We start from the raw sequence: 25,299 nt of genomic DNA, 5'->3' as shown, positions 1-25,299 counted from the left end.
CCTGTGCCGTCCCCTCCGGGTGATCCGGCGTGGCCCCGTGCCCCCGCCGGATCACCGGGACAGGACGGCCAGCAGCGTGGTGAGACCCACCCCGACGTCGAAAACCGCGCACCACAGCGCGTACCCGCGCGGCACCACCGCGCCGGTGCGGTGGTACCAGGCGTCCCACGCCGCGTGCACGAGCCAGCCCACCCCGACGAGCACCCCGGCGACCTCGGCGGACGCGGTCGTCGCCACGACCGCCAGGCCGCCCCACACGGCCGCCCCGGCGAGCTGCGCGGCCAGCGCGCGCCGGTCGCCCCACTGCCGCCGCCAGGTGCCGATCAGCAGGTAGCCGGCCGGCAGGACCAGCAGCGTCCAGGGCGCGAAGACGGTCGGCGCGAACCACATGTCCACGGTCATGAGCAGCCCCAGCCCGGCCGGCCACCCCCGCGCCACCGCCGCGGCGACCGGGTGCCGGCGCGGCGGCGCCGCGGGCGCGTGCCGGTGCCGCAGCGCCACCAGCAGCATCGCCGGGACCATCAGCAGATGACCGCCGAGCAGCAGCATGTCGTCCCCGACCCACCCGGCCCACCAGGGCGGGAGCAGCAGCAGGAACGGCACGTACATGGCCGCCGACATCTCCGCGGTGGCGGCCCGGCCGTCCCCCCGGTACCACATCCAGCCGGCCATGCCCGCCGCCATGTTCGTCGCCATCACCAGCGCGCCCACGTCCGGCCGCGCCAGCACCGCCGCGCCGCCCAGCAGCCGGCCGCCCACCTGCCACAGCGGCCCGAGCAGCACCATCCCGGCCACCATCGCCACCACCATCCCGGCCAGGTGCCGGGTCCGCGCCCACCCGGCCCACCGCCGGGGTACGACCACAGTCATCTCCGTCATGCCCCGACCCTGCCGCCGCCGGGCGCACCGGAGAAGGCGCATCAGTCACCGGGAAACCGTGCGGAACGCACGATCCGGCCGTGACATCTCGCAGGGGCGGGCGGGCCGGCGCACGCCCTAGGATCGGCGGGCATGACAGTCGATTCCGCCGACCACCGGCTGCGCCGGGCCCGGCGGGTCACCCTGCTGTCGCTGGCCACCAACGTGTGGACCACCGTGCTGCTGCCCGTCGTCGGCCTGACCCGTGAACCCGACCCGGTACGCGTCGCGTTCGGCGCCGCCGGGCTGCTCGCGTTCACCGCGGCCCAGATCGCGGTGCTGCACGCCGCCGTCACGCCGTGGCTGCCCGTACCGGCCCGCCGGACCCGGCACGCCGCGCTCACAGTGGCGGCGCTGCTCAGCCTGCCGCTGCTCGGCCCGGTCGCGGCCGGCTCCTGGCCCACCTGGGCGTGGCTGGGCGCGTCCCTGGTCGGCATGGTGCCGCTGCTGTTCCGGCCCGTCGTCGCGGCGGTGGCGGCGGCCGGCGTCCTCGCGGTGTCCGCCGCCGTCACCTGGTCGACGGGCGGGCCGGTGCCCACGGCGCTGCTGGTCACCGGCGTGGTGGGAGCCGGGATCGCCGCGCTCACCTGGGTGCAGGTCTGGTTCTGGGACCTGCTCGTCGAGGCCCGGCAGGGGCAGGCCGCCCAGGCGCGGCTGGCCGCGGCCGAGGAACGGTTGCGCTTCGCCCGGGACGTACACGATCTGCTCGGCCACGACCTCACAGTGATCGCGCTCAAGGCCGAGCTGGCGGAGCGGCTGGCGCCGCGCGACGCCGGCCGGGCCGCCCGGGAGGCGGCCGAGGCGCGGCGGCTGGCCGGCTCGGCGCTGACCCGGGTCCGGGCGGCGGTGCACGGCTACCGTGCCGTCGACCTGGCCGAGCAGGCCGCCGCGGTGGGGGAGGTGCTGCGGTCCAGCGGGGTACGCACGACTGTGGTCCCGCCGGACGGTGAGGTGCCCGCGCCGATCGCCGCCGACCTGGCCGCCGTGCTGCGCGAGGCCGGGACGAACGTGCTGCGGCACAGCCGGGCCGGCTGGTGCCGGATCGAGATCACCCGGGAGGGCGGCGTGGTGACGCTGACCGTACGCAACGACGGCGTCCGCGACGACGGCGGACCGGACCGGCTCAGCGGCGGCCTGCGCGGCCTGGCCGACCGGCTCGCACCGGCCGGCGGACGGGTCCGGGCCGAGGCCGCCGACGGCGTGTTCAGCCTGGTGGCGACGGTGCCGGTGACGCCGTGATCCGGGTGCTGCTGGCCGACGACGAGGAGCTGATCCGGCTCGCCCTGGCCGCCCTGCTCGACCTGGAACCGGACATCGAGGTGGTCGCGCACGCCCACGACGGGCGCAGCGCCCTGGACGCGGCGCTGGCCCACCGCCCGGATGTCGCCGTGCTCGACCTGGAGATGCCGCCGCCCGGCGGCGTCGAGGTCGCCGCCGAGCTGACCCGGGCGCTGCCCGGCTGCGCCCCGGTGATCCTCACCGGACACGGCCGGCCCGCCCAGCTCCGGCCGGCGCTCACCGCCGGGGTGCGCGGGTTCCTCGCCAAGGGCGCCCCCGGTGGCGCGCTGGCCGACGTGATCCGCCGGGTGCACTCCGGCGCGCGTTACGTCGATCCGGCGCTCGCGGCCGAGGCGCTGACCCTGCCGGAGTGCCCGCTCACACCGCGTGAGCTGGAGACGCTGCGGCTGGCCGAGCTGGGCACCCCGGTCGCGGTGATCGCCCGGCGCACCCACCTGGCCGCCGGCACGGTCCGCAACCACCTGAGCGCATGTGTGCAGAAGCTCGGCGCCGCCGACCGGGCGGAGGCGGTACGGCGGGCGCGGGAGGCCGGCTGGCTCTGACGTACGGGACGTCGCGGGCGGCTGACGCCGACTAGCCTGATCACGTGCGGACGGTCGAACTGCTCTGCTCGCCCGAACTGGAAGCGGCGGTTCGCGCTGCCTGGGACCGGCTCGCCGCCGCCGGGCTGCCCAGCCTGGCCCGCAACACGCACCCGACGAACCGGCCGCACCTCACGCTCGCCTCGGTCGAGGAGTTCCCGCCCGGCGCCGAGCAGCGCCTCGCCGACCTCTGTGACGCGGCGCTGCCGCTGCCGGTACGGCTGGGCCGGGTGGCGGTCCTCGACGGCAGCGCGCCGCTGGTGTGGCTGGTCCGGGCGACGCCGCAGCTGGTCGCGCTGCACGGCGCGGTCTGGGACGTGCTCGCCGAGGCGTCCGGCGGGCACTCGTGGCACCAGCCCGGCCGGTGGGTGCCGCACCTGAGCCTGGCGCTGCGGTTCGGCGCGGCCGATCGGCGCCGGGCCCGGGCGGTCGCCGGGGCGCATCCGCCGGCCGGTGCGTTCGTGGCGGCGCGCAGCTACGACGGCGACACCCGCACGATCAGCGAGCTGACCACCGCCTGCCCGCGGTCCGGCGGCTGAGCCGGGGCCGCCCCCACGACAGGGGACGGCCCCGAGTGTCAGCGGTGGAAGCGCAGGTAGTCGAACTCCGCGGTCACCGCCGGTGTCGCGCCGCCGTGCGCCACCAGCCCGATCCGCGGCGTCGTGTCCGCCGGGAACGTCCACACCGCGCCCCACGTCCAGTGCTTCCCGTCGCGGCTGGACCCGGCCCGGAACTCGTGCTCGCCGTTGACGGGGTCGACCCGGTGGGCCAGCCGCAGCCAGGTGGTGGTGCCGGGGGTGCCGACGATGCTGCCGCCGTACACGGGTTGCCCGGCGAAGGGCAGCTCGTAGCCGTACTCGACCTGCCGGGTGTTCCAGATCGCCACCTGGGTCAGCCGGGCGAACCGGTCGTCGTCGACGTACGCGACAAGGCCCGCCTGCTGGTAGTTGCGCACGCTGTCCTCGCCCAGGTCGAGCGTCACCTTCGTCTCGGCGACATAGTTGCCGGCCGGCGCGTCGCGCAGCAGCACCCCGGCGGTGTTGCCGGTGCCGGAGAGGTCGGCGTCCTGCACCGGCCAGCGCAGCGCGCCGCCGCTCACGGTGGCGGCCGGGTCCTGGCGGACCCACTGCCAGGCCGGGTCGAGGCGGGCGGTGAACTCGTCGGAGAAGCTGCGCAGCACCGGGCCGACCCGCGGGTCGGGGACGGTGTGCCGCGCCGGGCGGTACAGCCGGACGGCGCTGACGTTGTCGAACTCGGCCGGGCCGCCCTGGGCGCGCACGGACACCTCACCCGTCGCGGGGCGGGGCAGCCGCACCGTCACCCGGGCGACCGGGTCGCCGAGGCGGGACGGGCTGAGCGTGGCGACGAGCTGCCGCCCGCGTACCTCGATCGCGAGATCGTGCCGGTCGCGCAGGTCGAGGCCGGCGGGCAGCGCGGTGGACGCGGCGCCCGCCGTGAGCCGGCCGCGCCCGACGCGGACGTCCACGCCGTCCACCCGTAGCCCGGCGGTGGTCGCGCCGGTCAGCCGCAGGTCGGTCTCCACGCGCAGGTCGCCGCCGATCCGGGTACGCGAGGTGAGCGTGCCGCTGCCGGTCAGCACCCCGCCGGCGGCCTGCCACCGGCCGTGCTCGGCCCGCCAGCCGCGCAGGTCGGCGGTGGCGAAACGGGCGTCGATCGGGCCGGTGGTGACCGGCGCGGGCCGGACGCTGTCGGAGGGACCGGCGCCCGCGTTGACTGTGGGCCACCCGTCGATCCAGTCGAGCCGGTCGAGCAGCATCGGCCGCTCGTTGACGCCGAACGGCTCGTCCAGGTACGGGTCGGCGCGGTCGATCGCGTGGTAGGCGATCCAGTCCTGACCGGACAGGTCGGTGAGCACCGCGTTGTGCCCGGTGCCGATCCAGCGGTTGCCGTTCTGGGTGAGCACCGGCGTGCCGCCGGCCCGGGACACGTCGAGGCGCTGCCCGTCGCGGTCGGTGAACGGGCCGCGCGGGTCACGGGACCGGCCGACCTGGACGGAGTAGCCGGTGGCCGGGCCGGCGCAGCAGTTCGCGGTGGAGGCGAACAGGTAGTACCAGCCGTCGCGGCGCAGCACGTACGCGCCCTCGAACTTGTTGTCGATCGCGACCGCCGTCGGCGTGCCGGCCGCGCGCAGCCCGTCCGGGGACAGCTCGGTGACCGAGATGCCGCCGTAGTAGCTGCCGTAGTAGAGCCAGTGGCGGCCGTCGGCGCCGGTGAGCTGGCTCGGGTCGATCGTCCACAGGTAACCGCCGCCGGCGCCCGGGCGCGGCGCGACCACGGGCGTGTCGGCGAACGTCCACGGGCCCGCCGGGCTCGGCGCGGTGGCCACGCCCACGGCGGTGTCGAACGTGTCGTCGGAGACGGTGGTGTCGGTGACCGTCACGTACATCACCCACCGGCCCGCCACCCGCCGCACGTCGGGCGCCCAGAACGCGGCACCGGGCGCGGCGTAGGCGGGCCGCTGGTCCGGGGCGAACGCGTCGCCGACGTAGGCCCAGTCGACCAGGTCGGCGGAGCGGGCGATCGGCACCCGGTGCGTGCGCCCCTCGCCCTCGCGCAGCGGGTCGGAGGTGCCGAAGGCGTACCAGAGTCCGTCGTCGCCGCGCACCACGACCGGGTCGGCGAAGGTGTCGGCGAACCCGGCGGAGACCGGGTTGCGGTAGCGGTCGGGCCCGGCGGCGGACGCGGGGGCCGCGCCGGCGAGCAGAAGCGTGAGTACGGCGGCGAGCGCGCCACCGCGGCGGAGGTGTCCCATCGGGCCTGCCCTCGGGAGTAGACGGAGGTGCGGTGCCACCGTTTCTACAACGTTGGAGAGAGTGCTGTAAAGAACCCCGGGACCGTTCGGCGCGGCCCGAACCGTGCCCGTGTCAACATGGGCCGATGACCACTGGCGCCGACGGCCGCGGACTCGCCGGGTTCGCCGCGCTGCTCGCCGACCCCACCCGGGCCGGCTTCTGCCTCGCCCTGCTCGACGGCCGCGCCTGGACCGCCGGGGAACTGGCCCGCGCCGCCGGGGTCGCCGCGTCCACCGCGAGCGACCACCTCACCCGGCTGGTGGCCGGCGGCCTGCTCGTCGAGGAGCGGCAGGGCCGCCACCGGTACGTCCGCCTCGCCGACCCGGGCGTCGCCCAACTCGTCGAGGACCTGGCCGCGCGGGCGCCCGCACCGGCCACCCCGCCCCGCACGTTGCGCGCCGTGTCGGCCGGCGTCGCCCTGGCGTACGCCCGCACCTGCTACGACCACCTGGCCGGACGGCTCGGCGTGCTGGTGTACGACGCCCTGCTCGACCGCGGCGTGCTCGACCGCTCCGGCGGCCTGGCGCTGACCGGCAACGGCGTGACCTGGCTGGCCGGTCTCGGCGTACCGGTCGAACCGCTGCGCGCGACGCGGCGCCCGCTCGTCCGCGACTGCCTGGACTGGACCGAACGGCGCCCGCACCTGGCCGGCGCGCTCGGAGCGGCGCTGTGCGGACGCTTCCTCGACCTCGGCTGGACCGTGCGAGGCGCCGGGCGAGCGGTACGGCTCACGCCGTCCGGCCGGGACGCGCTGGCCGACGCGCTCGCGCTCGACCCGGCGCTGCTGGCCCCGCCCGCGTCCCGCGACAGCGGTCCCGCCCGCGCCTGACCCGCCCGTGCCTCGCGGCACCCGTCCCGCCCGCGCCGGGCCGCCGGATGTGCCCGGCCGGATCGTTCGGTCCGGACCGAACTGTCGGCGCCCTACGGTCGGACGATGGATTCACCGACGATCACGGCTGCTCCGGGCACACCGCCCTGCGGGCCGCCGACCTCGGACGACGGCGGCTGGGTGGTCACCCGGTACGCGGACGTCGTCTCCGTCCTGACCGATCCCCGCTGCGTGGTGCCGCCCGCCGAGGAGGCGCCGGAGGGTGGCCTGGCATGGCTGCGCGCCTCGGTGAGCCGGTTCAGTCCGCCGGACCGGCATGCCGCGCGGCGAGCCGTCGGGGTGGCGGCGCTCGACACCCTCGACCCACGGGAACTGTGTGTGGCCGCGGAACGGCTGACCGGCCGGATCCTCGACCGCGCCGCGACCGGGGACAACGGCGGTGACCGGGTGGACGTGACCGGTGATCTGGCTCGGCGCGTACCCCTCGTGGTGCTGGCGGAGCGGCTCGGCCTGGCCGACCCGGCGGCGGCCGTCGCGGAGGTGACGGCGGTGGCCGCCGCCTACCACCCGGGCGCCGAACCGGCGGCGGTGCGGCGGGCGGACCGGGCGGTGGCGGCGCTGCTGGCCATGTCGCCGCCCGCTCCGGCCGAGGTGACAGCGAACCGGCTCGGGCTGCTGGTGCAGGCCGCCGATGCCACCGCCGGGCTGATCGTGGCCGCCGTCCGGCACGGGCTCGACGCGCCGGACGGGCTCGGGACCGACGCGCTGCTCGCCGAGGTGCTGCGCCTCGACCCGCCGGTCCGGGTCACCCGCCGGGTCGCCGCCGACCCGCTGAGCCTGGACGGCCAACCGGTGCGCGCGGGGGAGCGGCTGCTGCTGCGGTTCGACGCCGCCAACCGCGACCCGGCGGCCTTCCCGGAGCCGGACCGCTTCCGCGCCGGCCGGGCGAACGCCGCGCTGACGTTCGGCGCCGGTCCCCGCGGCTGCCCCGGGCAGCGGCACGCGCTCGCCCTGGCCGCCGGCGTGGTCGGCGTGCTGCGCCGCCGCTGCCGTCCCGCCGTCCCGGCCCCTGACGTCCCGACGACCCGACTCGAGGTGATCCTGCGATGACCGACCGGTACCGCGCATTCCGTGACCTGCACCGGCCCGGCGAACCGCTGCTCCTGCCGAACGCCTGGGACCACGCCTCCGCCGCGGCGCTCGCCGCCCGGGGCCACCCGGCGATCGGCACCACCAGCCTGGGCGTGGCGGCGGCCGCCGGCCGGCCGGACGCGGTCCGCGCCACCCGTGCCGAGACGCTGGAGCTGGCGTACCGGCTGCGGGACCTGCCGGCGCTGCTGACGGTGGACGTCGAGGACGGCTTCCACGACGACCCGGCGGAGGTCGCCGGGTTCGTGGGCGAACTGGCCGCGCTCGGCGTGGTCGGCGTGAACCTGGAGGACGGCCGCCCGGACGGGCGCCTGGCCCCGGTGGAGCACGTCGCCGCCGTGATCGCGGCGGTCCGCGCCGCCCTGCCGCAGATCTTCGTGAACGCCCGCACCGACGCCTGGTGGCTGGGCGTGCCGTCGCCGCTGGCCGAGGCACGACGGCGGGCGGCCGCGTTCCGGGCCGCCGGCGCCGACGGCCTGTTCGTGCCGGGCGCGCCGGACGACCTGGTCGGCGTGCTCGCCGCCGAGGTGGGGTTGCCGCTGAACGTGCTCCACCGGCCGGGCGGCCCGGACCTGGCCGCGCTCGGACGGCTCGGGGTGGCCCGGGTCAGCACCGGATCGCTGCTGTTCCGGGCCGCGCTCGGCGCGGCGCTGCACCTGACCGACGCGATCGGCGCCGGGCGCGACGCGGGCCTGCCGGCGCCGCCCGGGTACGAGGAGGTGCAAGCGCTGGTGCAGCCGTCCGCCACCTGATCGGGCACTTCGGGGGAGATGGGACGATCGTCACCCTCTCGTCTCATTACGGTGTGTGCAGGCCCAATCACGCCGTGTCCTGACCGAGAGGGGACGGAGACCATGCGAGTGCCCAGCCGCAGCCCCGGTCGCCAGCCCGGTCCCGCCGTCACGTCCACCGCTCCCGCCCGGCGGGTGCCCGCGGGCGGCCGGCGCGTCGGCGCCGAGCCGGACCTGTCCGCGTACCGGGCGGCGGTGGCGGAACTCCTGGTCGAGGTGGGCGCGCTCGCCGACGCGCCGTCCACCACCGCCCGTCAGGTGCTGCTCGACCAGCGGCTGCGCGAACCGGCCATCGCCGCCGTCCTCGACGCCACCCCGCAGGGGCTGATCGGCGCCCGGGAGACGCTGCTGCTGGAGATGGCCCGCTACCAGCCCAACGCGCGCAGCTCGGCGCAGGACCTCACCGCGCTGGTCCGGATCTACCTGCTCTCCCGCGTCGACGTCCTCTGGTGGCGGGACAGCCCGACGTTCCTCACCGACGACCAGGTACGCGCCAGCACCGAACTGGTCGACCTGGAGTGGCTGCGCCGCCGCGGCCTGTTGGAGTTCCGCTACCAGGAACAACCCGCCACAGTGGTGGGACGCGGACTGCGGGCGGTCCGGCGGCGGCTGCGCCCGGACGCCACCCCGCGTACCGCCGGGCTGCTGTTCCGCCGGGCCCGGCGCGAGATGATCGGCTTCCTCAACGACCTGGCCCGGGAGTTCACCGCCGTCGCGCCGGACGGCACGCCGCCGCTGTGGGTGACCAGCCTGGCCCGCAGCGCCGAACACCAGTACCGGCTGCGCCGCCTCGGGTACGCCGCGATGGTGCCCAGCGGGCACTGCCTCGGCTGGGCCGCCGACGTCGAACTGGAGTGGTACGACCGCTTCGGCGCCCGCCCGGCGCTCGCCGGACTACTGCTGGCCCGCCAGGACGCCGGTGAGGTGAACGTGGTCGACGAGGGACAGGCCTGGCACGTGTGCCTCGCCCCGGACGCCCGCCGCCGGTACCGGCGGGCGTACGAGGCCGAGATGGGGGTGTGACCCGGTGTGCGGGATCGCGCTGAGCATCGGCCCCGAGGCGGATCCGGCCACCTTCCGGCGGATGCTCGCCGCGCTCGCACCGCGCGGTGAGGTAACCGAGACCCGGCAGGAACACGGCCTCCTCGCCGGCGTACGGCGGCTGAAGATCGTGGACCGGGAACGGTCCGTCCAGCCGTGGATGTCACCGGACGAGCGGCACCTGCTCTGCTTCAACGGCGAGATCTTCAACCACCACGAGCTGCGCGCCGAGCTGACCCGGCTCGGGCACCGGTTCCGCACCACGGGCGACACCGAGGTGGTGCTCACCGCGTTCCACCAGTGGGGCGGGAACGCGGTCCGCCGGCTGCGCGGCGAGTACGCGTTCGTGATCGTCGAGCGGGACACCGGCCGGGCGTACCTGGCCCGCGACCCGCTCGGGGTCAAGCCGCTGTACTGGTCCCGCCTGCCCGGCTGCCTGCACCTCGCCTCCGAGGTCAAGGCGCTGGTCGGGCACGGCGCGCCGATCGGCGAGGTGGCGCCCGGCCACCACGGCTGGGTCGAGCCCGGCCGCCCGGTCCGGCTCGGCCCGCACGTCGACCTGCTCACCCTCGGCGACGGCCTGCCGGTGATCGACGACCCGGACGAGGCCGCCCTGCTGGTCCGCGTCGCGCTCACCGACGCGATGCGCGCCCGGCTGGACACCGACCTCACCGTCGGCGTGGTGCTCTCCGGCGGCCTGGACAGCTCACTGGCGCTGCTGCACGCCCGGGAACTGCACCCCGACTGCGTGGCGGTCACCATCGGCGTGCCGGAGAGCCCGGACGTCGCGTACGCCCGGCGGCTCGCCGCCGACCTCGGCGTACCGCACGAGGTGATCGAACTGCGCCCGCGCGACATCCGGCTCGCCGACGTCCGCGAGGCGATCCGCATCTCCGAGCTGACCGAGTACGGCGACATCATCAACGCGGTCGTCTCCGTGCCGATCTTCCGGCGGCTGCACGAGCTGGGCGTACGGGTGGTGCTCACCGGCGACGGCTCCGACGAGCTGTTCGGCGGGTACCCGATGTACCACCGGGTCGGGCCGGAGCGGTCCCGCCGCCTGTTCCTGCACAAGATCCGCAACCTGTGCCGGACCGAGCTGCAACGGGTGGACCGGGCCAGCATGGCGCACGGCGTGGAGGCCCGCGTGCCGTTCCTCGACCTCAGCGTCGTCGAGCTGGCCATGCGGCTGCCGCTGGACGTGAAACTGCGCGACGGGCAGGAGAAGTGGATCGTCCGGCGGGCCTTCGCGGACGTGCTGCCCTCCTACGTCCGGCAGCGGCCGAAGAACCCGATGTCGTACTCGTCGGGGCTGCACGAGCGGGCCCGCCTCTACAAGCCGCTGTTCGCCCGGCTGCACCGCTCCTTCGGCTACGACCTGCTCGAACCGGTCCGCCGGGACTTCGACAGCGTGCTCACCCGCTGCGGCAACGACCTCGACCGGGCCATCGCGGAGGGCATGGCCCGGCCCGACTACACGGTGCTGGAACACGCCCGGGACCTGGTCGGCGCGGCCCGCTGGAACGCCGCGCCGATGGTCCGCCGGCTGGTCAACCCGCGCCGCACCCGAGGCGACGAGGCGCCCCTGCCCGGGTGAGCCCGGTCAGCGCCGGGCCGTCCGTCACGCCGGTCAGCGGGTGCACGGCCGCCGCTCCGGTCAGCGCCGCAGGCCGACGTCGGCGGCCGTGCCGGAGACCGGGTCGACGCAGTGGACCGTCGGGCCCGGACGCAACCGGGCGTCCGAGGCGTACCGCCGGGCCAGCTCCCGCTCGGCTGCGGCGTCGCCGCGGTCGGCGGCCACCAGCAGCGCGGCGACCTCGTCGACGAGCGTGAGGTCGGCGCCGGTCAGGTCCTCGGTCATCGCCCCGAACCCGTCCCAGAGCAGCACCTCGTCCTTGTGCCGGTGGGCCAGCTCCAGCAGCACGTAGTCGTGGACGAGCCAGTCGCCCCGGATCGGCAGCGACGGGTCCACGCCGTAGGTGTCCGGGTCGATCCGGCCCGCCCGGTACGCCAGCCACACCCGGGCCGCCGACTCGAAGTGCCCCGCCTCCGGGTCGATGTCGTAGCCGTCGAACGGCCGGTCGCCGGCCGGGTCCAGCTCCGGATCGGACCAGACCCAGCGTTCGCCGTCCCACCACTCGGCGACCACGTGGTCGTGGTGCCAGCCGGGCACGAAGTAGCTCACGAACCCGATCCGGCTGCGAGCCGGGATCCCGTGCTGGCGCAGCGCCGCGACGGTGAGCAGCGTGTGGTCCCGGCAGCAGCCGGCGACCCGCTCGGCCGCCGGGCGCTCGGCGGCCAGCGGCAGCGGGAACCGGGACTGGTCGGCGTCGAGGATGCGGTCCATCCAGCGCAGGTTCACCTCGGCCCGGCGGACGTCCGGCAGCTCCACGCCACCGGCGCGGTAGTGGACGATCACGTTGCGGGCGATCGCCGCGACGGTGGGCAGGTCGGCGGGCACGGCGTCGAGCAGCGCCGCGTGGTGGCGGGGATCGCTGTACGGGGAGTGGGTCCGGTAGTCGTCGACGTCCATCCGGCCATTGTCGGCGCCGGACCCGGCCGGCGGGTGCCCGCTCGGCGCGCAATTTCCCGGCACCCGAATGCCAGGTCCGATCACCGCCAGCGCCGCGGTCCGGGCCGCGCCAGGCTGGAACCGTGACGACCACCCGTACCGAGTTCCGGATCCACCCGCTGCCCGCCGCGACGCTCGCCGAGCTGCGACGCACCGGCCGCGACGCCACCGGGAAGCCGCCCGAGCACCGGCGCGCCACCGGCGGCGAGCCGCTGCGCTGCTGCCTTCGCGACGCCCGGCCGGACGAGGCGCTGCTGCTGTTCGGGTACGCCCCGCCGCTGCCGCCGGGCCCGTACCGCGAGGTGGGGCCGGTGTTCGCGCACGCCACCGGCTGCGCCGGCCCGGACGACGTGACGGCGTACCCGTCCGGGTGGCGCGGACGCGAGCAGGTGCTGCGCGCGTACGACAGCCGGGGCCGCATCGTGGGCGGACGGCGACACGACGGCGGCGACCCGGAGGCGGTGATCGCGGAGCTGTTCGCCGACCCGGCGGTGGACCTGCTGCACAGCCGCAACGTCGTGTACGGCTGCTGGATGTTCGCCGTCGTGCGGAGCTGACCGGGTCCCGGATGGACATCGGCGGACGCCTCTTCTAGCGTCGCTGTCATGCGGAGGACCCTCATCGCCGGCGGGCTCGCGCTGCTCCTGCTCGGCACGGCCTGCGGGGAGAGCCGCCGGTCCGACCCGCCGGCCGCGGCCGGCTCGCCGACCGCGTCGCGGCAGGACCCGGGGCAGGTCGAACGGACCCTGGCCAGCCTCCGCAAGATCGACGACCTGCCGATGTACGAGATGACGTACGACGGCGACTACGACCCGACCGCCGGGCTGGCCGGGTCGACGCCGCCGAGCCCGTTCGGCTGCTCGCTGTTCGCCGCGCTCGCCGACCGCGACCGGCCGGTGTTCGCCCGCAACTTCGACTGGGAGCCGAACCCCGCGCTGGTGCTGCGCACCGACCCGCCGGACGGGTACGCCTCGATCTCGCTGGTCGACATCTCGTACCTGGGCGTGTCCGCCGACCCGACGGGGGACCGGCGGCTGCTGGACGCGCCGCTGCTGCCGTTCGACGGCATGAACGAGCGGGGTCTCGCCGTCGGACTGGCCGCCGACGACGGGGCGCGCGCCGAGCCGGTGCCCGGCCTGCCCAAGGTGGGATCGGTGCGCATCCTGCGCCTGGTGCTCGACTCGGCCGCCACTGTCGACGAGGCGGTCGCCGTGTTCAAGCGCTACAACCTGGACTTCGACGGCGGGCCGCCGCTGCACTACCTGCTGGCCGACGCGACCGGCGCGTCCGCGGTGGTGGAGTTCGTCGACGGCAAGCTCACAGTGGATCGGCGACAGGCCCCGTGGCAGGCGCTGACGAACGTGCCGGCCGTGGGTGTGCCGGACCGGGAACTGCGGCAGGACCACAGGTACGGGGTGCTCGCGAAGGAACTGGACCGCACCGGTGGGGTGGTCGACACGGCCGGGGCGCTGCGGCTGCTGAACGCGGTACGGCAGTCGCACACCCGCTGGTCGGTGACGTACGGGCTACGCAGCGGCGAGGTGCGGGTGGTGACGGCGGGTGGCGGCACCCGCGACTACCGGCTGCCGATGAGCTGATCCGGGCCGGGGGGACCGCTCCGGCCGAGGTCGTCGCCGCTGATCACGAGGCAGCCCAGCAGGTCGGCGAGCACGGTCCGGTGGACCGGCGTCAGGGTGTTCAGGAAGATGGCGGCGTCGACGCCGGCCTCCCGGCACGCCTCGGCGATCTCGCGGAGCCTGCCGTGCGTCAGCAGCGTCCGGCGGGAGAACGGCTGGGACATGCGGGCAGCTCCGCCGGGCCGCGCGTGCCACCGGTCGGAGACGCCTCGACGTTGCACGAACCGGCCCACCACCCGGGCGCCGCGTTCCTCGGCCACGGCGGCGAGCCGGTCGAGGCGGGCCTCGTAGTCCTTGTCCTTGGCCGGGAAGAGCCCGACGAGCACGACGTCGGCGCCGTCGAGCGGGTCGCTCACGTACCGCTTCACGGAAGACAGGATCGCCCGCGGCAGCCGGTGCGGCCAGGGGTTTACGGGCCGCCGCACGCGCCGGGCCCGGCACCCCCGCGAGGGGAAGTGCCGGGCCCGGGACGGGTCAGCGGGTCACCAGCTCAGGTAACCGGCCTGGGTCTGCACGTTCAGTTCGGGCACCAGCAGGAACTGCGCCAGCCAGGTGCGCGGGTCACGCAGCTCCAGCACGTCCAGTCCCTTCTGGATGTCGCTGGAGTAGATGTGGCCGTTGTACCAGTAGGCCGACCAGGAGCCGCCGGTACGCAGCTGCGAGGCGTCCAGCGGTCCGCGCTCCCAGTAGGCGATCTCCTTGGGCTTGCGCGAGTCGGTGAAGTCCCACACCGAGATGCCGCCCTGGTACCAGGCCTGGACCATGATGTCGCGACCGGGCACCGGGATCAGCGAGCCGTTGTGGGCCACGCAGTTCTCCGTGTCCGTGTTGACGCGGGGGATCTTGTAGTAGCTGCGGAACTCCAGCTTGCGAGCGTCGCCGCGGCCGGTGATGTCGTAGATGGCGTCCGCGCCGCGGTTCGGGCCGACCACCTCGTTGCAGGTGGCCGCGCCGCCGCCGCCCAGCTCGTCGGTGAAGACGACCTTGGTGCCGGCGTTGTTGAACGTGGCCGAGTGCCAGAACGCGAAGTTCTCCGCGTCGGTGACCCGCTCGATCACCCGGGGCGCCTCGCGGTTGGAGATGTCCAGCAGGACGCCGTCACCCATGCAGGCGCCGGCGGCCAGGTCCTTCGACGGGTACGCGGTGATGTCGTGGCAGCCGGTGGTGGCCGACGACTGGCCCGGGACGCCCGGGTAGCCGCCGTCCGGGAACAGGTTCGGCGTGGCGACCACGGAGGCCGTCGTGGGGCTCTTCACCGGCACCTTGACGATGGAGATGGAGTCGTGCGGCGGCTGGCAGTCCGGGAACTCGGCCCGCGGGCTGTACGAGGAGACGTACAAGTAGACGTTCCGCTTGTCCTTGCCGGGCACCAGGGTGTGGGTGTGCGAGCCGCACGCCGTCTCCACCGACTTGATGTAGCGCGGGTTGCGCTTGTCCCGGATGTCGAAGATCTTGATGCCCTCCCAGGACTCCTTGACCGACGCCGGCTGGGTGGTGCTGGCGCAGGAGTCGTCGCTACGGGAGGAGTCGGTCGACAGGAACAGCAGGTTGCCGTGGACCGAGATGTCGTTCTGCGAGCCGGGGCAGAGCACCTGCGACACGATCGTCGGGCGGTTCGGGCGGGAGACGTCGTAGACGACGAACCCGTCGTAGTTGCCGACGAACGCGTACCGCCCCTGGAAGGCGATGTCGGTGCCGAGGGCGGCCGTGGTGTCGAACGGCGCCTGCTTCGGCAGGTTCGCCACCTGACGCAGGTTGGGGCTGCTGGAGATCTCGTCGACACCGGGGACGGCGTTGTCCACGGTGGCCGGCGCGGCCTGGGCGCGGGGGATCTCCTGCGCGCTGCTCGGGGGCGCGGTGAACACGTCGGCGAGCAGCAGGCCGGCGGCGGCCAGGCTGACGATCCGGATGCGGGACGTGCGGATGTTGATCATCGGCAACACCCTTCGAAAGGGGGTCATGATTCGCCACACCTTACCTATTGACGACGCCCATCAATGTGAGCTGGGTCACACTAGGGAACTTTCGTCTATGGATAGGATCGCTGTCACCTTGACCGGAGGAGGCGTCGTATGACCAGCCGGCAGGCGCGAGTGTGGGTGGGCGTCACAGCACTGGTGACCCTCGTGGTGGTCGGCGCGCTGACGCTGACCGGGCGCGACGACGACGTCCGTACCCCGGAGGCTGCCGGAACGGTCGCGGTGGCCGAGCCGAGCGCGAGCGCCGCCGGGTCGGCGCCACCCGTGGTGGTGCCGGGGCGGCCGGGGGAGCCGGCCGCGACCCGCGCCGCCGAGCAGGTCCGGGGCGCCAGCACGCCGCGGTTCAACAGCCTCGACGTCTGGTACGTCCGGATGATGATCCCGCACCACGAGCAGGCCCTGGAGATGGCATCGCTCGCGCCCGAGCGCGCCGCCGACGCGCGGATCCGTGCCGTGGCCGAGCGGATCCGCGCCGCGCAGGGTCCGGAGGTCGGCCTGCTGCGCGCCTGGCTCAGCACGCGCGACCTGCCCGCCGACGTGCCCGGGCACGACCACGGCAGCATGCGCGGGATGCAGTCCGCCGAGGCGATGCGGCGGCTCGCGGACGCGCGCGGCGCGGCGTTCGACCGGCTGTTCGTGCAGATGATGTCCGACCACCACCGCGGCGCCATCGTCATGTCCACCGACCTGCTGAAGGTCGGCGTCGACCAGCCGATGCAGGAGTTCGCCACCGCGGTCGCGGTCGAGCAGTCCGCCGAGATCACCCGCATGCAGGCCCTCCTGACCCCCTGACCCGCCCTCACCCCATCCCCACCCCACCCTCACCCCGTCGATCATGAAGTTGGCTGCGACAAATCGGACAGCAACCGCCGCCAACTTCATGATCGACGGGGACGGGCCGGGGACGGGCCGGGGACGGGCCGGGGACGGGCCGGGGACGGGCCGGGGACGGGTCGGGGACGGCGGGGGCGGGCCTAGGCTGGGGGATCGTGAACCGCCTGATCCTCGGTCGTCCGCTGCGGGGCGTCGCGTTCGACGCCGCCGTCTGCGGGCTCGTCGTGTTCTTCGTGCTGTCCGGGTACCTCGCCGGGCTGACCGGGCTCTCGGCGTCCGCGGTCGGCCTGGCGATGGCGGCGGTGCTGTTCTTCCGGCGTACCCACCCGTCGGCGGTGGGCGTCCTGGTGGCCGCGCTCGCGCTGGTCCAGGTGATCGCCGGCTGGGGGCCGCTCAGCTACGACGTCGCCGTGCTGATCGCCCTCTACAGCGTGGTCAAGTACGCCGACCGGCTCCGCGACGGCATCGTCGCCGGGGTCGTCGCCGCGATCGGCGGGGTGCTCGCCGCGCTCCAGTCGCCCGGCACCGGGCCCTGGTGGATGGGCGCGTTCTTCTACGCCCTGATCGTCGGCGCGGTCTGGCTGGCCGGGCTGAACCTGCGGACCCGCCGGCTCTACGTGGTCAGCCTGGAGGAGCGTGCCGCCACGCTGGAGCGGGAACGGGAGGCGGAGGCGCGCGCCGCCGTCGCCGAGGAACGCACCCGCATCGCCCGTGAGCTGCACGACGTGGTCGCCCACAGCATGGCCGTGATGATCGTGCAGGCGGACGGGGTGCGGTTCACGCTCGACCGGGATCCGGCCACCGCCCGGGAGGCGGCCAAGGTGGTCGCGGACACCGGCCGGGCGGCGCTGGAGGAGATGCGGCGGCTGGTCGGCGTACTCCGGGAACCCGACCGTCCGGAGCCGCTGCCGGCGGCGGACGAGCCGGCCGCCGAGCCGGCGCACCGCCGACCCGCGCTGGTGGAGCTGCCCGCGTTGCTCGACCGGTTCCGTGCCGCCGGGCTGCGGATCAACTGCGGCGGCGCCGGCACCCCGCGGGCGCTGCCGCCCGGCCTGGAGCTGACCGTCTACCGGGTGGTCCAGGAGAGCCTGACCAACGCGCTCAAGCACGCGGGCGTCGGCGCGTCGGTGGAGCTGACGCTGGACTGGGCCGCGGACGCCGTCGTGGTCCGGGCGGTGGACGACGGCGGCGGCGCTCCGGTGGTCCGGCCGGCGCCGTCCGGCGGGCACGGCCTGGTCGGCATGCGGGAACGGGTCGGGGTGTACGACGGCAGCCTCGCCGCCGGCCCCACACTCGCCGGTGGCTGGCGGGTGCAGGCGCGGCTGCCACTGCCGGCGGCGGCCGGCACCGAGGAAGGGAGCGCGGCGGCGTGACCGTGCGGGTGATGATCGTCGACGACCAGGCGCTGGTGCGGGCCGGGTTCCGGATGGTGCTCGACTCCCAGCCGGACCTGGAGGTGGTCGGCGAGGCCATCGACGGCGCGGACGCGCTGCGGGTGCTGAACCGGGTCGAGGCCGACGTGGTGGTGATGGACCTGCGGATGCCCACCATGGACGGGGTGGAGGCGACCCGGCGGATCTGCGCCGGTTCGGCCGGCGGCCCGCGCGTGCTGGTGCTCACCACGTTCGACACCGAGGCCGACGCGTTCGCCGCGCTGCGCGCCGGGGCGAGCGGCTTCCTGCTCAAGAACGTGCCGCCGGAGGAGCTCATGGCCGCGATCCGGGTGGTGGCACAGGGCGACTCGGTGGTGGCCCCGTCGATCACCCGGCGGCTGCTCGACCGGTTCGCCGGGCAGCTCGGCCCCGCGCCGACGGCGGACCCGCGGCTGGCCCAGCTCACCGACCGGGAGCGCGAGGTGCTGCTGCTGGTGGCGCAGGGGCTCTCCAACGCCGAGATCGCCGCCCGGGTGCACGTCGCGGAGGCGACCGTGAAGACCCACGTGGGCCGGATCCTGGCCAAGCTCCAGCTCCGCGACCGGGTCCAGGCGGTGGTCCTGGCGTACGAGAGCGGCCTGGTCACGCCCGGCGGCTGACCGGCCGTACGTCTCAGGTCGTACGGGTTTGCCCGGTGGGGGACGACCGTGGTCGCACCGAGGTCGAGCGCGCAGGTGGAGATCAACTGACCGGTGCCGGACCTAGCGTCGGAGGTGTCCGAAAGACCGTGTCCGACAGGAGCACCACCGTGTCCGCACCACCGACCACAGGCGTCGCCCTCGCCGCCCGCGCGCTGCGCAAGGAGTACGGCGACGGGCAGTCCCGCGTCGTCGCGCTCGACGGCGTCGACCTCGACCTGGCCGCCGCCCGGTTCACCGCCGTCATGGGCCCGTCCGGCTCCGGCAAGTCCACGCTGCTGCACTGCCTCGCCGGCCTCGACCGGCCGACCGCCGGGGCGGTCCACATCGGTGACGCCGACCTGACGCGCCTGGACGACAAGCGGCTCACCCGGCTGCGCCGGGACCGGATCGGTTTCGTCTTCCAGAAGTTCAACCTGCTGCCCACTCTCACCGCCGAGGAGAACATCGTCCTCCCGCTGGCGATCGCCGGCCGCCGGCCGGACGCGACGTGGCTGCGTCAGGTGGTCGCCGCGGTGGGCCTGACCGACCGCCTCGGGCACCGCCCGGCCGAGCTGTCCGGCGGGCAGCAGCAGCGCGTCGCGGTGGCCCGCGCGCTGATCACCCGGCCGTGGGTGATCTTCGCCGACGAGCCGACCGGCAACCTCGACTCGCGCTCCGGCGCGGAGGTGCTGCGGCTGCTGCGCGAGGCGGTGGACACGCTCGGCCAGACCGTCGTCATGGTCACCCACGACCCGGCCGCCGCCGCGCACGCCGACCGGGTGGTCTTCCTCGCCGACGGCCGGCTGGTCGACGAGCTGCACGAGCCGACAGTCGGTGACGTCCGGGACGCGCTCAGCCGGCTCGACCCGGCCGTGGCGCCGGCGGGGCGGTGAGCGGGATGCTGCGCCTGACCCTGCGCCAGGTCCGCGCCGACGGCCTGCGCCTGCTGCTGTCCTCGCTGGCGATCGTGCTCGGCGTCGCGTTCGTCGCCGGCACGCTGATGTTCGTCGACGGCATGCGCGCCGGGGCGTACGAGCGGGCCGGTGAGTTCGACAGACACACCGACCTGGCCGCGTACGCCGGGACCGAACCGCTGCCGCCGGCGCTCGTGGACCGGGTACGCGCCGTCGACGGGGTGGCCGCCGCCGCGGGCGAGCTGACCGGCTCCGCGGGCGTGGTCGGCACCGACGGACGTCCCGTGCTCGGGTACGCGGTGCTCGCCGCGATCCCCACCGAGGCGGACCTCCAGTCCTACGACGTGGTGGCCGGGCGGCTGCCGCAGCGCCCCGGCGAGGTGGTGCTGGACGACGGGACCGTCGCCGAGCAGCGCTTCACACTGGGCGGACCGGTGTCGATCGGCGGGCGGGACGGCGCGGCCCGCCCGTACACCCTGGTCGGCACCGTCGACGTGGACGGCAGCTCCCGCGACGTCGGCGGCCCGTACATCGGGCTGACCGGCCCGGACGCGCTCACCGTCAGCGGCGAGAAGGGCTACGGCCGGATCATGGTGGCGGCGCGGCCCGGTGTCGACGCGGCGGCGCTGGCCGACCGGATCCGCGCCGTGGTGGGGCCGGACGTGACGGTCCGGGACCGGGACGCCGTCCTCGACGCGGCAGTCGACGACGCGGTACGCGACCTGCGGCAGTTCGGGATGCTGCTGGGCACGTTCGCGGCGGTCGCCGTGGTGGTGGCCGGCTTCGTGATCGCCAACACCTTCGCCATCGTGCTCGCCCAGCGCTCCCGGCGTACCGCGCTGCTGCGCCTGGTCGGCGCCACCCGGGGGCAGATCTACCGGGCCACGCTGTCCGAGGCGGCGGTGACCGGCCTGCTCGCCTCCGTGGTCGGAGTGCTGGCCGGCGCGGCGGTGGCCGGCGGCCTCGGCCTCCTGCTCGCCGGCACCGGCGTGCCGCTGGGCAGCGGGCTCACGCTGACCCCGCGTACGCTGCTGGTCTCGCTGGGGCTGGGGACGCTGCTCACGGTGGCGTCGGCCGCGCTGCCGGCCTGGCAGGGCACCCGGGTCGCCCCGGTGGCGGCGCTCACGGACGCGGCGGTCGACCCGGTCCGCCCGGCCGGTCGGATCCGGCTGGCGGTCGGCGCGCTGGCGCTCGCCGCCGGTGTGGCGGCGCTGGCCGGCGCCGGCGCCACCGGCCAGGTGGTGCTGGTCGCGGCGGGCGGGCTGCTGGCCTTCGGCGGCATCGTGGCGTTCGGCCCGGTGCTGGTGCCGGCGCTGGTACGGGTGCTCGGCGGGCCGTTCCGCGCGGCGTTCGGCGCCACCGGCGGGCTGGCGGTGTCGAACGCGGTGCGTAACCCGCGCCGGGTCGCCGCCACCGCGACGGCCATGGTGATCGGCATCGGGCTGGTCTCGGCCTTCGTGGTCGGCGCGGCGAGTGTCAAGTCCGGCATCGAACGCGCGGTGGACGCCCGGATCGGCGTGGACTTCCTCGTCACCGGCATCGGCGGTGACCTGCCGGCCACGGTCGCCGGCGAACTGGCCGCCCGCCCGGAGCTGGGCGTGGTGCACGAGCAGCGCAGCCGGGTGGTCGGCGACGTGCAGCTGCGCGCCGCGCATCCGGCGCTGGTCCGGCGGACGCTGTCCGCCGTGGACGCCGGTGACCCGGCGGATCTGGGGCCGGGAGCGGTGCTGGTGCACCGCGAACTGGCCGCCGCCCGGGGCTGGACGGCCGGCTCCACGATCACGCTCGCCGGGCGGCCGTTCCGGGTCGCCGCGGTGGTGGCCGACGAGGAGCCGGTCCTGGCCGGCAGCCCGGTGCCCGCCGGGCATCTGGTGGACGTGCTGGACGCCGACTTCACCGCCATGTTCCCGGCCGAGCGCGGCTACCTGGCCGAGGTGGACCCGGCCTCCGGGGTGAGCGTCGACGCGGCCCGGGCCGCCGTCGAGTCGGTGCTGGCCCGCTACCCGACGGTGAACGTGATGGACCAGGCCGCGTACAAGAAGATGCTCACCGGCACCGTCGACCTGGTCCTGGGGTTCGTCACCGCGCTGCTCGGCCTGGCCGTGGTGATCTCGCTGGTCGGGGTCGCCAACACGCTCAGCCTGTCCGTGGTGGAACGCACCCGGGAGACGGCGGTGCTGCGCGCGGTCGGACTGAGCCGGGCCGGGATGCGGGGCGTGCTCGCGGTCGAGGCGGTGCTCACCGCGCTCGTCGGCACGCTGCTCGGCATCGCGCTCGGCACCGGGACGGCGGCCGGGGCGACGGCCGTGGTCGCCCGCATCGGCGGTGACTTCACGCTGGTGCTGCCCTGGGGACGGATCGGGCTGATCGTCGCCGTGGCGGTGGTGGCCGCGCTGCTCGCCTCGGTCCTGCCGGCCCGCCGCGCCCTGTCCAGGCCGGTCGTGGCGTCGCTCGGCGCGGACTGACCGCCCGGACACGCACGAGCCGGCTCCGCCGTGGGCGGGGCCGGCTCGTGGATGCCGTGGGTCAGGGCTGGGTGACCGGCTGCCCGCCGGTGTCCCCACCACCGGTGCCGGTGCCGGGGTCGGCGGTGGTCGGGTCGGGCGCCGGCGGCGTGGTGGGCGCCGTCGTCGTCGGCGCGCTGGACGGCGTGCTGCTCGGCTCGTCCGTCGGGGCCGGCTCGTCGGTCACGCTCGGCTGCGCCGACGGGGTCGGGGAGGAGCTCGGCGTCACCGAGGGCGTGGCCGACGGCCTGTCGCCCGGACCGACCGGTCGGTAGGTGTAGTCGTCGTCCGCCGACGGCTCGTCGACGACCGGCTCGGCGGCCTGCTCGCTCGGCGCCACCGCCGGGGCGGTCTTGTCGATCTTCGTGGCCGGTTCGGCGGTGTCGTTCGCGGCCGCCACCAGAGCGCCCAGCGCCCCCATCGCCACCAGCACCGCGCCCAGCGCCCCGACGAGCGTGCCGCGCCGGCTCCGCCGCCGCGACGTCGCCACCGCGGCGCCCGGGCGGACCGCCGGCTGGTCGTCCCGCGACCGCGCCGGACCCGCCGCGCCGCGCAGCGCCACCGTCGCCGTCGGCGAGTCGGTACGCGCGGCCCGCGCCGCGTCGGCCATCGCCGCCGCGCTCGGGTAGCGGTCGGCCGGATCCTTCGCCAGCGCCCGCGACACCAGCTCCCGCACCGACGCCGGGATCTCCGCCGGCAGCTCCGGCGGCTCGTCGTCGAGATGGCGTACGGCCACCTGGAGCGGGTTGTCGCCGGTGAACGGCGGGCTGCCGGTGAGGCAGCAGTACGCGACGGCACCGAGCGCGTACACGTCGGTGGCACCCGAGACGGGCCGGCCGGCGGCCTGCTCCGGCGCCATGTAGAGGGCGGTGCCGGGCACCGCGTTCGTGCTGGTGATGCTCGTGACGTTGGTCGAGCGGGCCACGCCGAAGTCGACCAGGACCACGGTGCCGTCGTCCTGCACGAGCAGGTTGCTCGGCTTCACGTCCCGGTGGACGATGCCCCGGCCGTGCGCCGCGTGCAGCGCCTGCGCCACCTGGGCCACGATCGACATGGTCTCGGCGACCTCGAGCTGCCCGGCGGTTTCGATCCGCCGCGACAGCGGCTCACCGGCGACGAACTCCATCACCAGGTAGTCGGCCCGGCCGCCGCCGGGCAGGTCGTCCTCGCCGCAGTCGAAGACCTGGACCACGCCGGGGTGGCGCAGGGAGGCCATGATCCGGGCCTCGGAGCGGAACCGGGCGATGAAGTCGGGGTCGGACACCAGGGCGGGAAGCAGTACCTTCACCGCGACCGGGCGACCGAGGACCAGGTCGGTGGCACGCCAGACGTCGCCCATGCCGCCGGTGGCGACACGGTCATCCAGGCGGTACCGACCGCTGAGTACGACGTCTGAGGACAGCACCCCCATACCGTACCCACTGCGGGCGCGAAGTATTTCCCGCGATATCCGCGGCCGGTTCGGCGGGCCGTTCGGCCGGGTGTGCGGCAGCCGGGACGCCGATCGGCTGATCGTGATCGACCCGGTACGATCGGCCAGGAAGTCACGCGCCCCCGCGCTCCCGGTCCGCCGTGCCGGCGGTGATCCGTCCGGGGGAGCGTCGCGGTCGTCCTGAGTGTTACCCCGACACGCCGGTGCCAGGGGTAGACATTTCTCTCTGTTTTTCCGGCCTCCGACGGCTTGCCGACGCAGCTCGCCGGTCCCCGTGTCGGCCCGACTCCCGGCCGCCCCCGGACGCCGGTACGGTATGTCCCGCCGACGCCCGATGCCGCGCGGCAGTGTCCAAGGCGCACCGCACCCTCGTGCGCGTGCCTGATCAGCTCACCGGGGGGCCGAGTGCGGATGGCGGTGTGGTCACCGACGCCCGTCGACGTCCGGCGCCGGGCCGCCACGGGACGGCGAGCGTGACGGCCGAGCTGAACGAGGCGGTCGCCGGGGCGCAGGCGGGCGACGAGGAGGCGTTCCGGTTCCTCTACCGCAGCCTGCAACCCGCGCTGCTGCGCTACCTGACCGCGCTCGTCGGCGCCGACGCCGAGGACGTGGCCTCGGAGGCGTGGCTCCAGATCTCGCGTGACCTGCCGTCGTTCACCGGCGGCGAGTTCCGCGCCTGGGTGGTCACGATCGCCCGTAACCGGGCCATGGACCATCTGCGCCGGCAGCGGCGGCGTCCCTCCGTGCCGGTGCCCGTGCAGGCGCTCAACGACCTGGCCGCCGACGTCGACACCGCCGACCGGGCGGGTGAGGCCATCGCCACCGAGAGCGCGCTGGCGCTGATCCGCACGCTGCCGCCGGCCGAGGCCGAGGCGGTGATGCTGCGGGCCGTCATCGGCCTGGACGCGGAGACCGCCGGGCGGGTGCTGGGCCGGCGGGCCGGCGCGGTGCGTACCGCCGCACACCGGGGCCTGCGCCGGCTGGCCGCGATGCTGGAGCGCTCGGCGGCGCAGACCGCGCCGGACGACACCCGGGACGCCGTCGCGCCGCGTCCCCGTACCGACCGCCAGGTGCCGCACGCGCCCGAGGCCGAGCCGGCGGAGGGCTGACGTGAGGGGAGACGACGGCATGCACGCTCGCCGGTCCGGCGGGCCCGCCGACCGGGCGGAGTCCGACCGCCTGCTCGACGCCGCGCGCGCCGGCACGCCGCCGGGGGCCGAGGCCGACCCGCTGAGCCGGCTGCTGTCCGCCGCCGCCGGACCGGCGGCCCCCGGCGAGGTCGCCGGGGAGGAGCGGGCGCTCGCCGCCTTCCGGGCGGCCCGCGCGGCGGCCGGGGCCGCCCCGGCGGTGGCCGCGCCGCGCCGGCGCCTGCGGATCGCCGCCGCGCTGTCCGGGCTGGCCGCCACGGCGGTCGCCGGGGTGGCGTTCGCCGCCGTACGCCTGGACGGCAACCCCGAGCCGGTGCTCCCGCCCGCGACGACAGCCGGACCCACCGGTCCCGCCGTCACCGGGCCGTCGCGGCCGGCGCCGAGCACCCCCGCCGGCGACGCGTCCGGAGCGGCGTCGCCACCGGCGCCGACGCCGGTGCCCTCCGGTACGCCGAGCGCCAAGGCCCGGCCACCCGCACCCCCGGTGGACGGGGCCGGCCTGGCCGGCCACTGCCGTGCCTACCTGGCCAAGTCGGAGCGGCAGCGGGAGAAGGCGCTCACCACGCCGGGCTTCGCCGACCTGGTGGCCGCCGCGGGCGGTCCCGAGCAGGTGGAGAGGTACTGCCGGAACCTGGTCGGCCCTCCGGCGGACCACCCGCACGACGACCCGGAGCCCGAGCGCCCAGGTCCGCGGACGGGCGACTGACCGCCACCGCGCAATCAGATTCCGGACAAAAATTCATCTCTCCGGGCAAGCGGAACTCGTCTGCTAGACAGAGGATGGTGGGGCGGCGTCCCGTGCCGT

23 protein-coding genes are annotated in these 25,299 nt (G+C 75.7%); 17 read left to right on the top strand and 6 right to left on the bottom strand.

All coding sequences use genetic code 11. The features are described from left to right. Window positions 1-51: 51 nt before the first annotated feature. The gene (locus M8C11_RS08415; RefSeq protein ID WP_252449143.1) at window positions 52-879 is read right to left on the bottom strand and encodes a hypothetical protein; all 828 of its coding nucleotides are present in this window, start codon (window positions 877-879) and stop codon (window positions 52-54) included. Between the two features lie 132 nt (window positions 880-1,011). Here M8C11_RS08415 and M8C11_RS08410 point away from each other — a divergent pair, with 132 nt between their 5' ends. The 3 genes from M8C11_RS08410 to M8C11_RS08400 are packed head-to-tail and all read left to right on the top strand — an operon-like array spanning window position 1,012 to window position 3,337. Beyond that, window positions 1,012-2,157 (top strand): sensor histidine kinase, encoded by a 1,146-nt coding sequence (locus M8C11_RS08410; protein WP_252449142.1) that lies wholly within the window; start codon window positions 1,012-1,014, stop codon window positions 2,155-2,157. Then, entirely contained in the window at window positions 2,154-2,759 is a 606-nt protein-coding gene (locus M8C11_RS08405) for a response regulator transcription factor (protein WP_091417915.1), read from the top strand. Before M8C11_RS08410 ends, M8C11_RS08405 begins: the two co-directional genes overlap by 4 nt. A 44-nt stretch (window positions 2,760-2,803) precedes the next feature. Continuing rightward, window positions 2,804-3,337, top strand: coding sequence for a 2'-5' RNA ligase family protein (locus M8C11_RS08400; protein WP_252449141.1), 534 nt, complete (start codon window positions 2,804-2,806; stop codon window positions 3,335-3,337). A 38-nt stretch (window positions 3,338-3,375) separates the two neighbouring features. Here M8C11_RS08400 and M8C11_RS08395 read toward each other — a convergent pair whose 3' ends face one another. Then, window positions 3,376-5,571, bottom strand: a complete 2,196-nt coding sequence (locus tag M8C11_RS08395; protein WP_252449140.1) for a family 43 glycosylhydrolase — start codon at window positions 5,569-5,571, stop codon at window positions 3,376-3,378. A 125-nt stretch (window positions 5,572-5,696) separates the two neighbouring features. On the opposite strand from M8C11_RS08395, the gene M8C11_RS08390 reads away from it, so the two are divergent. The 5 genes from M8C11_RS08390 (at window position 5,697) to M8C11_RS08370 (ending at window position 11,018) form a co-directional block, all read left to right on the top strand. Next, a complete protein-coding gene (locus M8C11_RS08390) occupies window positions 5,697-6,440 on the top strand; it encodes a helix-turn-helix transcriptional regulator (protein WP_252449139.1) in 744 nt (247 codons plus the stop codon). Window positions 6,441-6,545: 105 nt separating this feature from the next. Next, window positions 6,546-7,550, top strand: coding sequence for a cytochrome P450 (locus M8C11_RS08385; RefSeq protein WP_252449138.1), 1,005 nt, complete (start codon window positions 6,546-6,548; stop codon window positions 7,548-7,550). Beyond that, on the top strand, window positions 7,547-8,341 hold the full coding sequence (locus M8C11_RS08380) for an isocitrate lyase/phosphoenolpyruvate mutase family protein (protein WP_252449137.1): 795 nt from the start codon (window positions 7,547-7,549) through the stop codon (window positions 8,339-8,341). The genes M8C11_RS08385 and M8C11_RS08380 overlap by 4 nt, the downstream gene beginning before the upstream one ends. Window positions 8,342-8,443: 102 nt before the next feature. Further along, on the top strand, window positions 8,444-9,403 hold the full coding sequence (locus tag M8C11_RS08375) for a hypothetical protein (RefSeq protein ID WP_252449136.1): 960 nt from the start codon (window positions 8,444-8,446) through the stop codon (window positions 9,401-9,403). 4 nt (window positions 9,404-9,407) lie between these two features. Further along, entirely contained in the window at window positions 9,408-11,018 is a 1,611-nt protein-coding gene (locus M8C11_RS08370; RefSeq protein WP_252449135.1) for an asparagine synthetase B, read from the top strand. Between the two features lie 60 nt (window positions 11,019-11,078). Here the strand turns inward: M8C11_RS08370 and M8C11_RS08365 are convergent, their stop codons facing one another. Next, entirely contained in the window at window positions 11,079-11,954 is an 876-nt protein-coding gene (locus tag M8C11_RS08365; protein WP_252449134.1) for a transglutaminase-like domain-containing protein, read from the bottom strand. 122 nt (window positions 11,955-12,076) lie between these two features. Here M8C11_RS08365 and M8C11_RS08360 point away from each other — a divergent pair, with 122 nt between their 5' ends. Then, a complete protein-coding gene (locus M8C11_RS08360; protein WP_252449133.1) occupies window positions 12,077-12,550 on the top strand; it encodes a DUF1203 domain-containing protein in 474 nt (157 codons plus the stop codon). Between the two features lie 48 nt (window positions 12,551-12,598). Then, the gene (locus M8C11_RS08355) at window positions 12,599-13,591 is read left to right on the top strand and encodes a carcinine hydrolase/isopenicillin-N N-acyltransferase family protein (protein ID WP_252449132.1); all 993 of its coding nucleotides are present in this window, start codon (window positions 12,599-12,601) and stop codon (window positions 13,589-13,591) included. Here M8C11_RS08355 and M8C11_RS08350 read toward each other — a convergent pair. Next, window positions 13,570-13,998, bottom strand: a complete 429-nt coding sequence (locus M8C11_RS08350; RefSeq protein WP_252449131.1) for a hypothetical protein — start codon at window positions 13,996-13,998, stop codon at window positions 13,570-13,572. The genes M8C11_RS08355 and M8C11_RS08350 overlap by 22 nt on opposite strands. 114 nt (window positions 13,999-14,112) lie before the next feature. Further along, on the bottom strand, window positions 14,113-15,564 hold the full coding sequence (locus M8C11_RS08345) for an LVIVD repeat-containing protein (protein WP_252449130.1): 1,452 nt from the start codon (window positions 15,562-15,564) through the stop codon (window positions 14,113-14,115). Between the two features lie 138 nt (window positions 15,565-15,702). Here M8C11_RS08345 and M8C11_RS08340 point away from each other — a divergent pair, with 138 nt between their 5' ends. The 5 genes from M8C11_RS08340 to M8C11_RS08320 all read left to right on the top strand — a co-directional run bounded on the left by M8C11_RS08340 (window position 15,703) and on the right by M8C11_RS08320 (window position 21,875). Continuing rightward, window positions 15,703-16,401 carry a DUF305 domain-containing protein gene (locus tag M8C11_RS08340; RefSeq protein WP_252449129.1) on the top strand — a complete coding sequence of 233 codons (699 nt, stop codon included), beginning with the start codon at window positions 15,703-15,705 and terminating at the stop codon, window positions 16,399-16,401. A 197-nt stretch (window positions 16,402-16,598) separates the two neighbouring features. After that, window positions 16,599-17,816, top strand: a complete 1,218-nt coding sequence (locus M8C11_RS08335; RefSeq protein WP_252449128.1) for a sensor histidine kinase — start codon at window positions 16,599-16,601, stop codon at window positions 17,814-17,816. After that, window positions 17,813-18,475, top strand: a complete 663-nt coding sequence (locus M8C11_RS08330; protein ID WP_252449127.1) for a response regulator transcription factor — start codon at window positions 17,813-17,815, stop codon at window positions 18,473-18,475. The genes M8C11_RS08335 and M8C11_RS08330 overlap by 4 nt, the downstream gene beginning before the upstream one ends. A gap of 149 nt (window positions 18,476-18,624) precedes the next feature. Further along, complete coding sequence (locus M8C11_RS08325; protein ID WP_252449126.1) at window positions 18,625-19,389, top strand: ABC transporter ATP-binding protein; 765 nt, start codon at window positions 18,625-18,627, stop codon at window positions 19,387-19,389. 5 nt (window positions 19,390-19,394) lie between these two features. Then, window positions 19,395-21,875, top strand: a complete 2,481-nt coding sequence (locus M8C11_RS08320; RefSeq protein ID WP_252449125.1) for an ABC transporter permease — start codon at window positions 19,395-19,397, stop codon at window positions 21,873-21,875. A 61-nt stretch (window positions 21,876-21,936) separates the two neighbouring features. Here M8C11_RS08320 and M8C11_RS08315 read toward each other — a convergent pair whose 3' ends face one another. Next, window positions 21,937-23,319, bottom strand: a complete 1,383-nt coding sequence (locus M8C11_RS08315) for a serine/threonine-protein kinase (RefSeq protein ID WP_233586128.1) — start codon at window positions 23,317-23,319, stop codon at window positions 21,937-21,939. 500 nt (window positions 23,320-23,819) lie between these two features. Here M8C11_RS08315 and M8C11_RS08310 point away from each other — a divergent pair, with 500 nt between their 5' ends. Next, complete coding sequence (locus M8C11_RS08310; protein ID WP_252449124.1) at window positions 23,820-24,455, top strand: RNA polymerase sigma factor; 636 nt, start codon at window positions 23,820-23,822, stop codon at window positions 24,453-24,455. A gap of 19 nt (window positions 24,456-24,474) precedes the next feature. Next, window positions 24,475-25,200, top strand: a complete 726-nt coding sequence (locus M8C11_RS30400) for a hypothetical protein (RefSeq protein WP_305884535.1) — start codon at window positions 24,475-24,477, stop codon at window positions 25,198-25,200. Window positions 25,201-25,299: the final 99 nt, after the last annotated feature.

It is taken from the genome of Micromonospora sp. CPM1 (assembly GCF_023896895.1).
GTDB lineage: Bacteria > Actinomycetota > Actinomycetes > Mycobacteriales > Micromonosporaceae > Micromonospora > Micromonospora tulbaghiae.
Note: the sequence above shows the minus strand (reverse complement) of the source record. Positions and strands in the feature narration are given on the sequence as shown.

Bases quoted from the DNA above. Each gene is read 5' to 3' on its own strand.
- M8C11_RS08415 (WP_252449143.1), bottom strand. From the start codon at position 879: ATGACGGAGATGACTGTGGTCGTACCCCGGCGGTGGGCCGGGTGGGCG.
- M8C11_RS08410 (WP_252449142.1), top strand. From the start codon at position 1,012: ATGACAGTCGATTCCGCCGACCACCGGCTGCGCCGGGCCCGGCGGGTC.
- M8C11_RS08395 (WP_252449140.1), bottom strand. From the start codon at position 5,571: ATGGGACACCTCCGCCGCGGTGGCGCGCTCGCCGCCGTACTCACGCTT.
- M8C11_RS08390 (WP_252449139.1), top strand. From the start codon at position 5,697: ATGACCACTGGCGCCGACGGCCGCGGACTCGCCGGGTTCGCCGCGCTG.
- M8C11_RS08385 (WP_252449138.1), top strand. From the start codon at position 6,546: ATGGATTCACCGACGATCACGGCTGCTCCGGGCACACCGCCCTGCGGG.
- M8C11_RS08380 (WP_252449137.1), top strand. From the start codon at position 7,547: ATGACCGACCGGTACCGCGCATTCCGTGACCTGCACCGGCCCGGCGAA.
- M8C11_RS08375 (WP_252449136.1), top strand. From the start codon at position 8,444: ATGCGAGTGCCCAGCCGCAGCCCCGGTCGCCAGCCCGGTCCCGCCGTC.
- M8C11_RS08365 (WP_252449134.1), bottom strand. From the start codon at position 11,954: ATGGACGTCGACGACTACCGGACCCACTCCCCGTACAGCGATCCCCGC.
- M8C11_RS08355 (WP_252449132.1), top strand. From the start codon at position 12,599: ATGCGGAGGACCCTCATCGCCGGCGGGCTCGCGCTGCTCCTGCTCGGC.
- M8C11_RS08345 (WP_252449130.1), bottom strand. From the start codon at position 15,564: ATGATCAACATCCGCACGTCCCGCATCCGGATCGTCAGCCTGGCCGCC.
- M8C11_RS08340 (WP_252449129.1), top strand. From the start codon at position 15,703: ATGACCAGCCGGCAGGCGCGAGTGTGGGTGGGCGTCACAGCACTGGTG.
- M8C11_RS08320 (WP_252449125.1), top strand. From the start codon at position 19,395: ATGCTGCGCCTGACCCTGCGCCAGGTCCGCGCCGACGGCCTGCGCCTG.
- M8C11_RS30400 (WP_305884535.1), top strand. From the start codon at position 24,475: ATGCACGCTCGCCGGTCCGGCGGGCCCGCCGACCGGGCGGAGTCCGAC.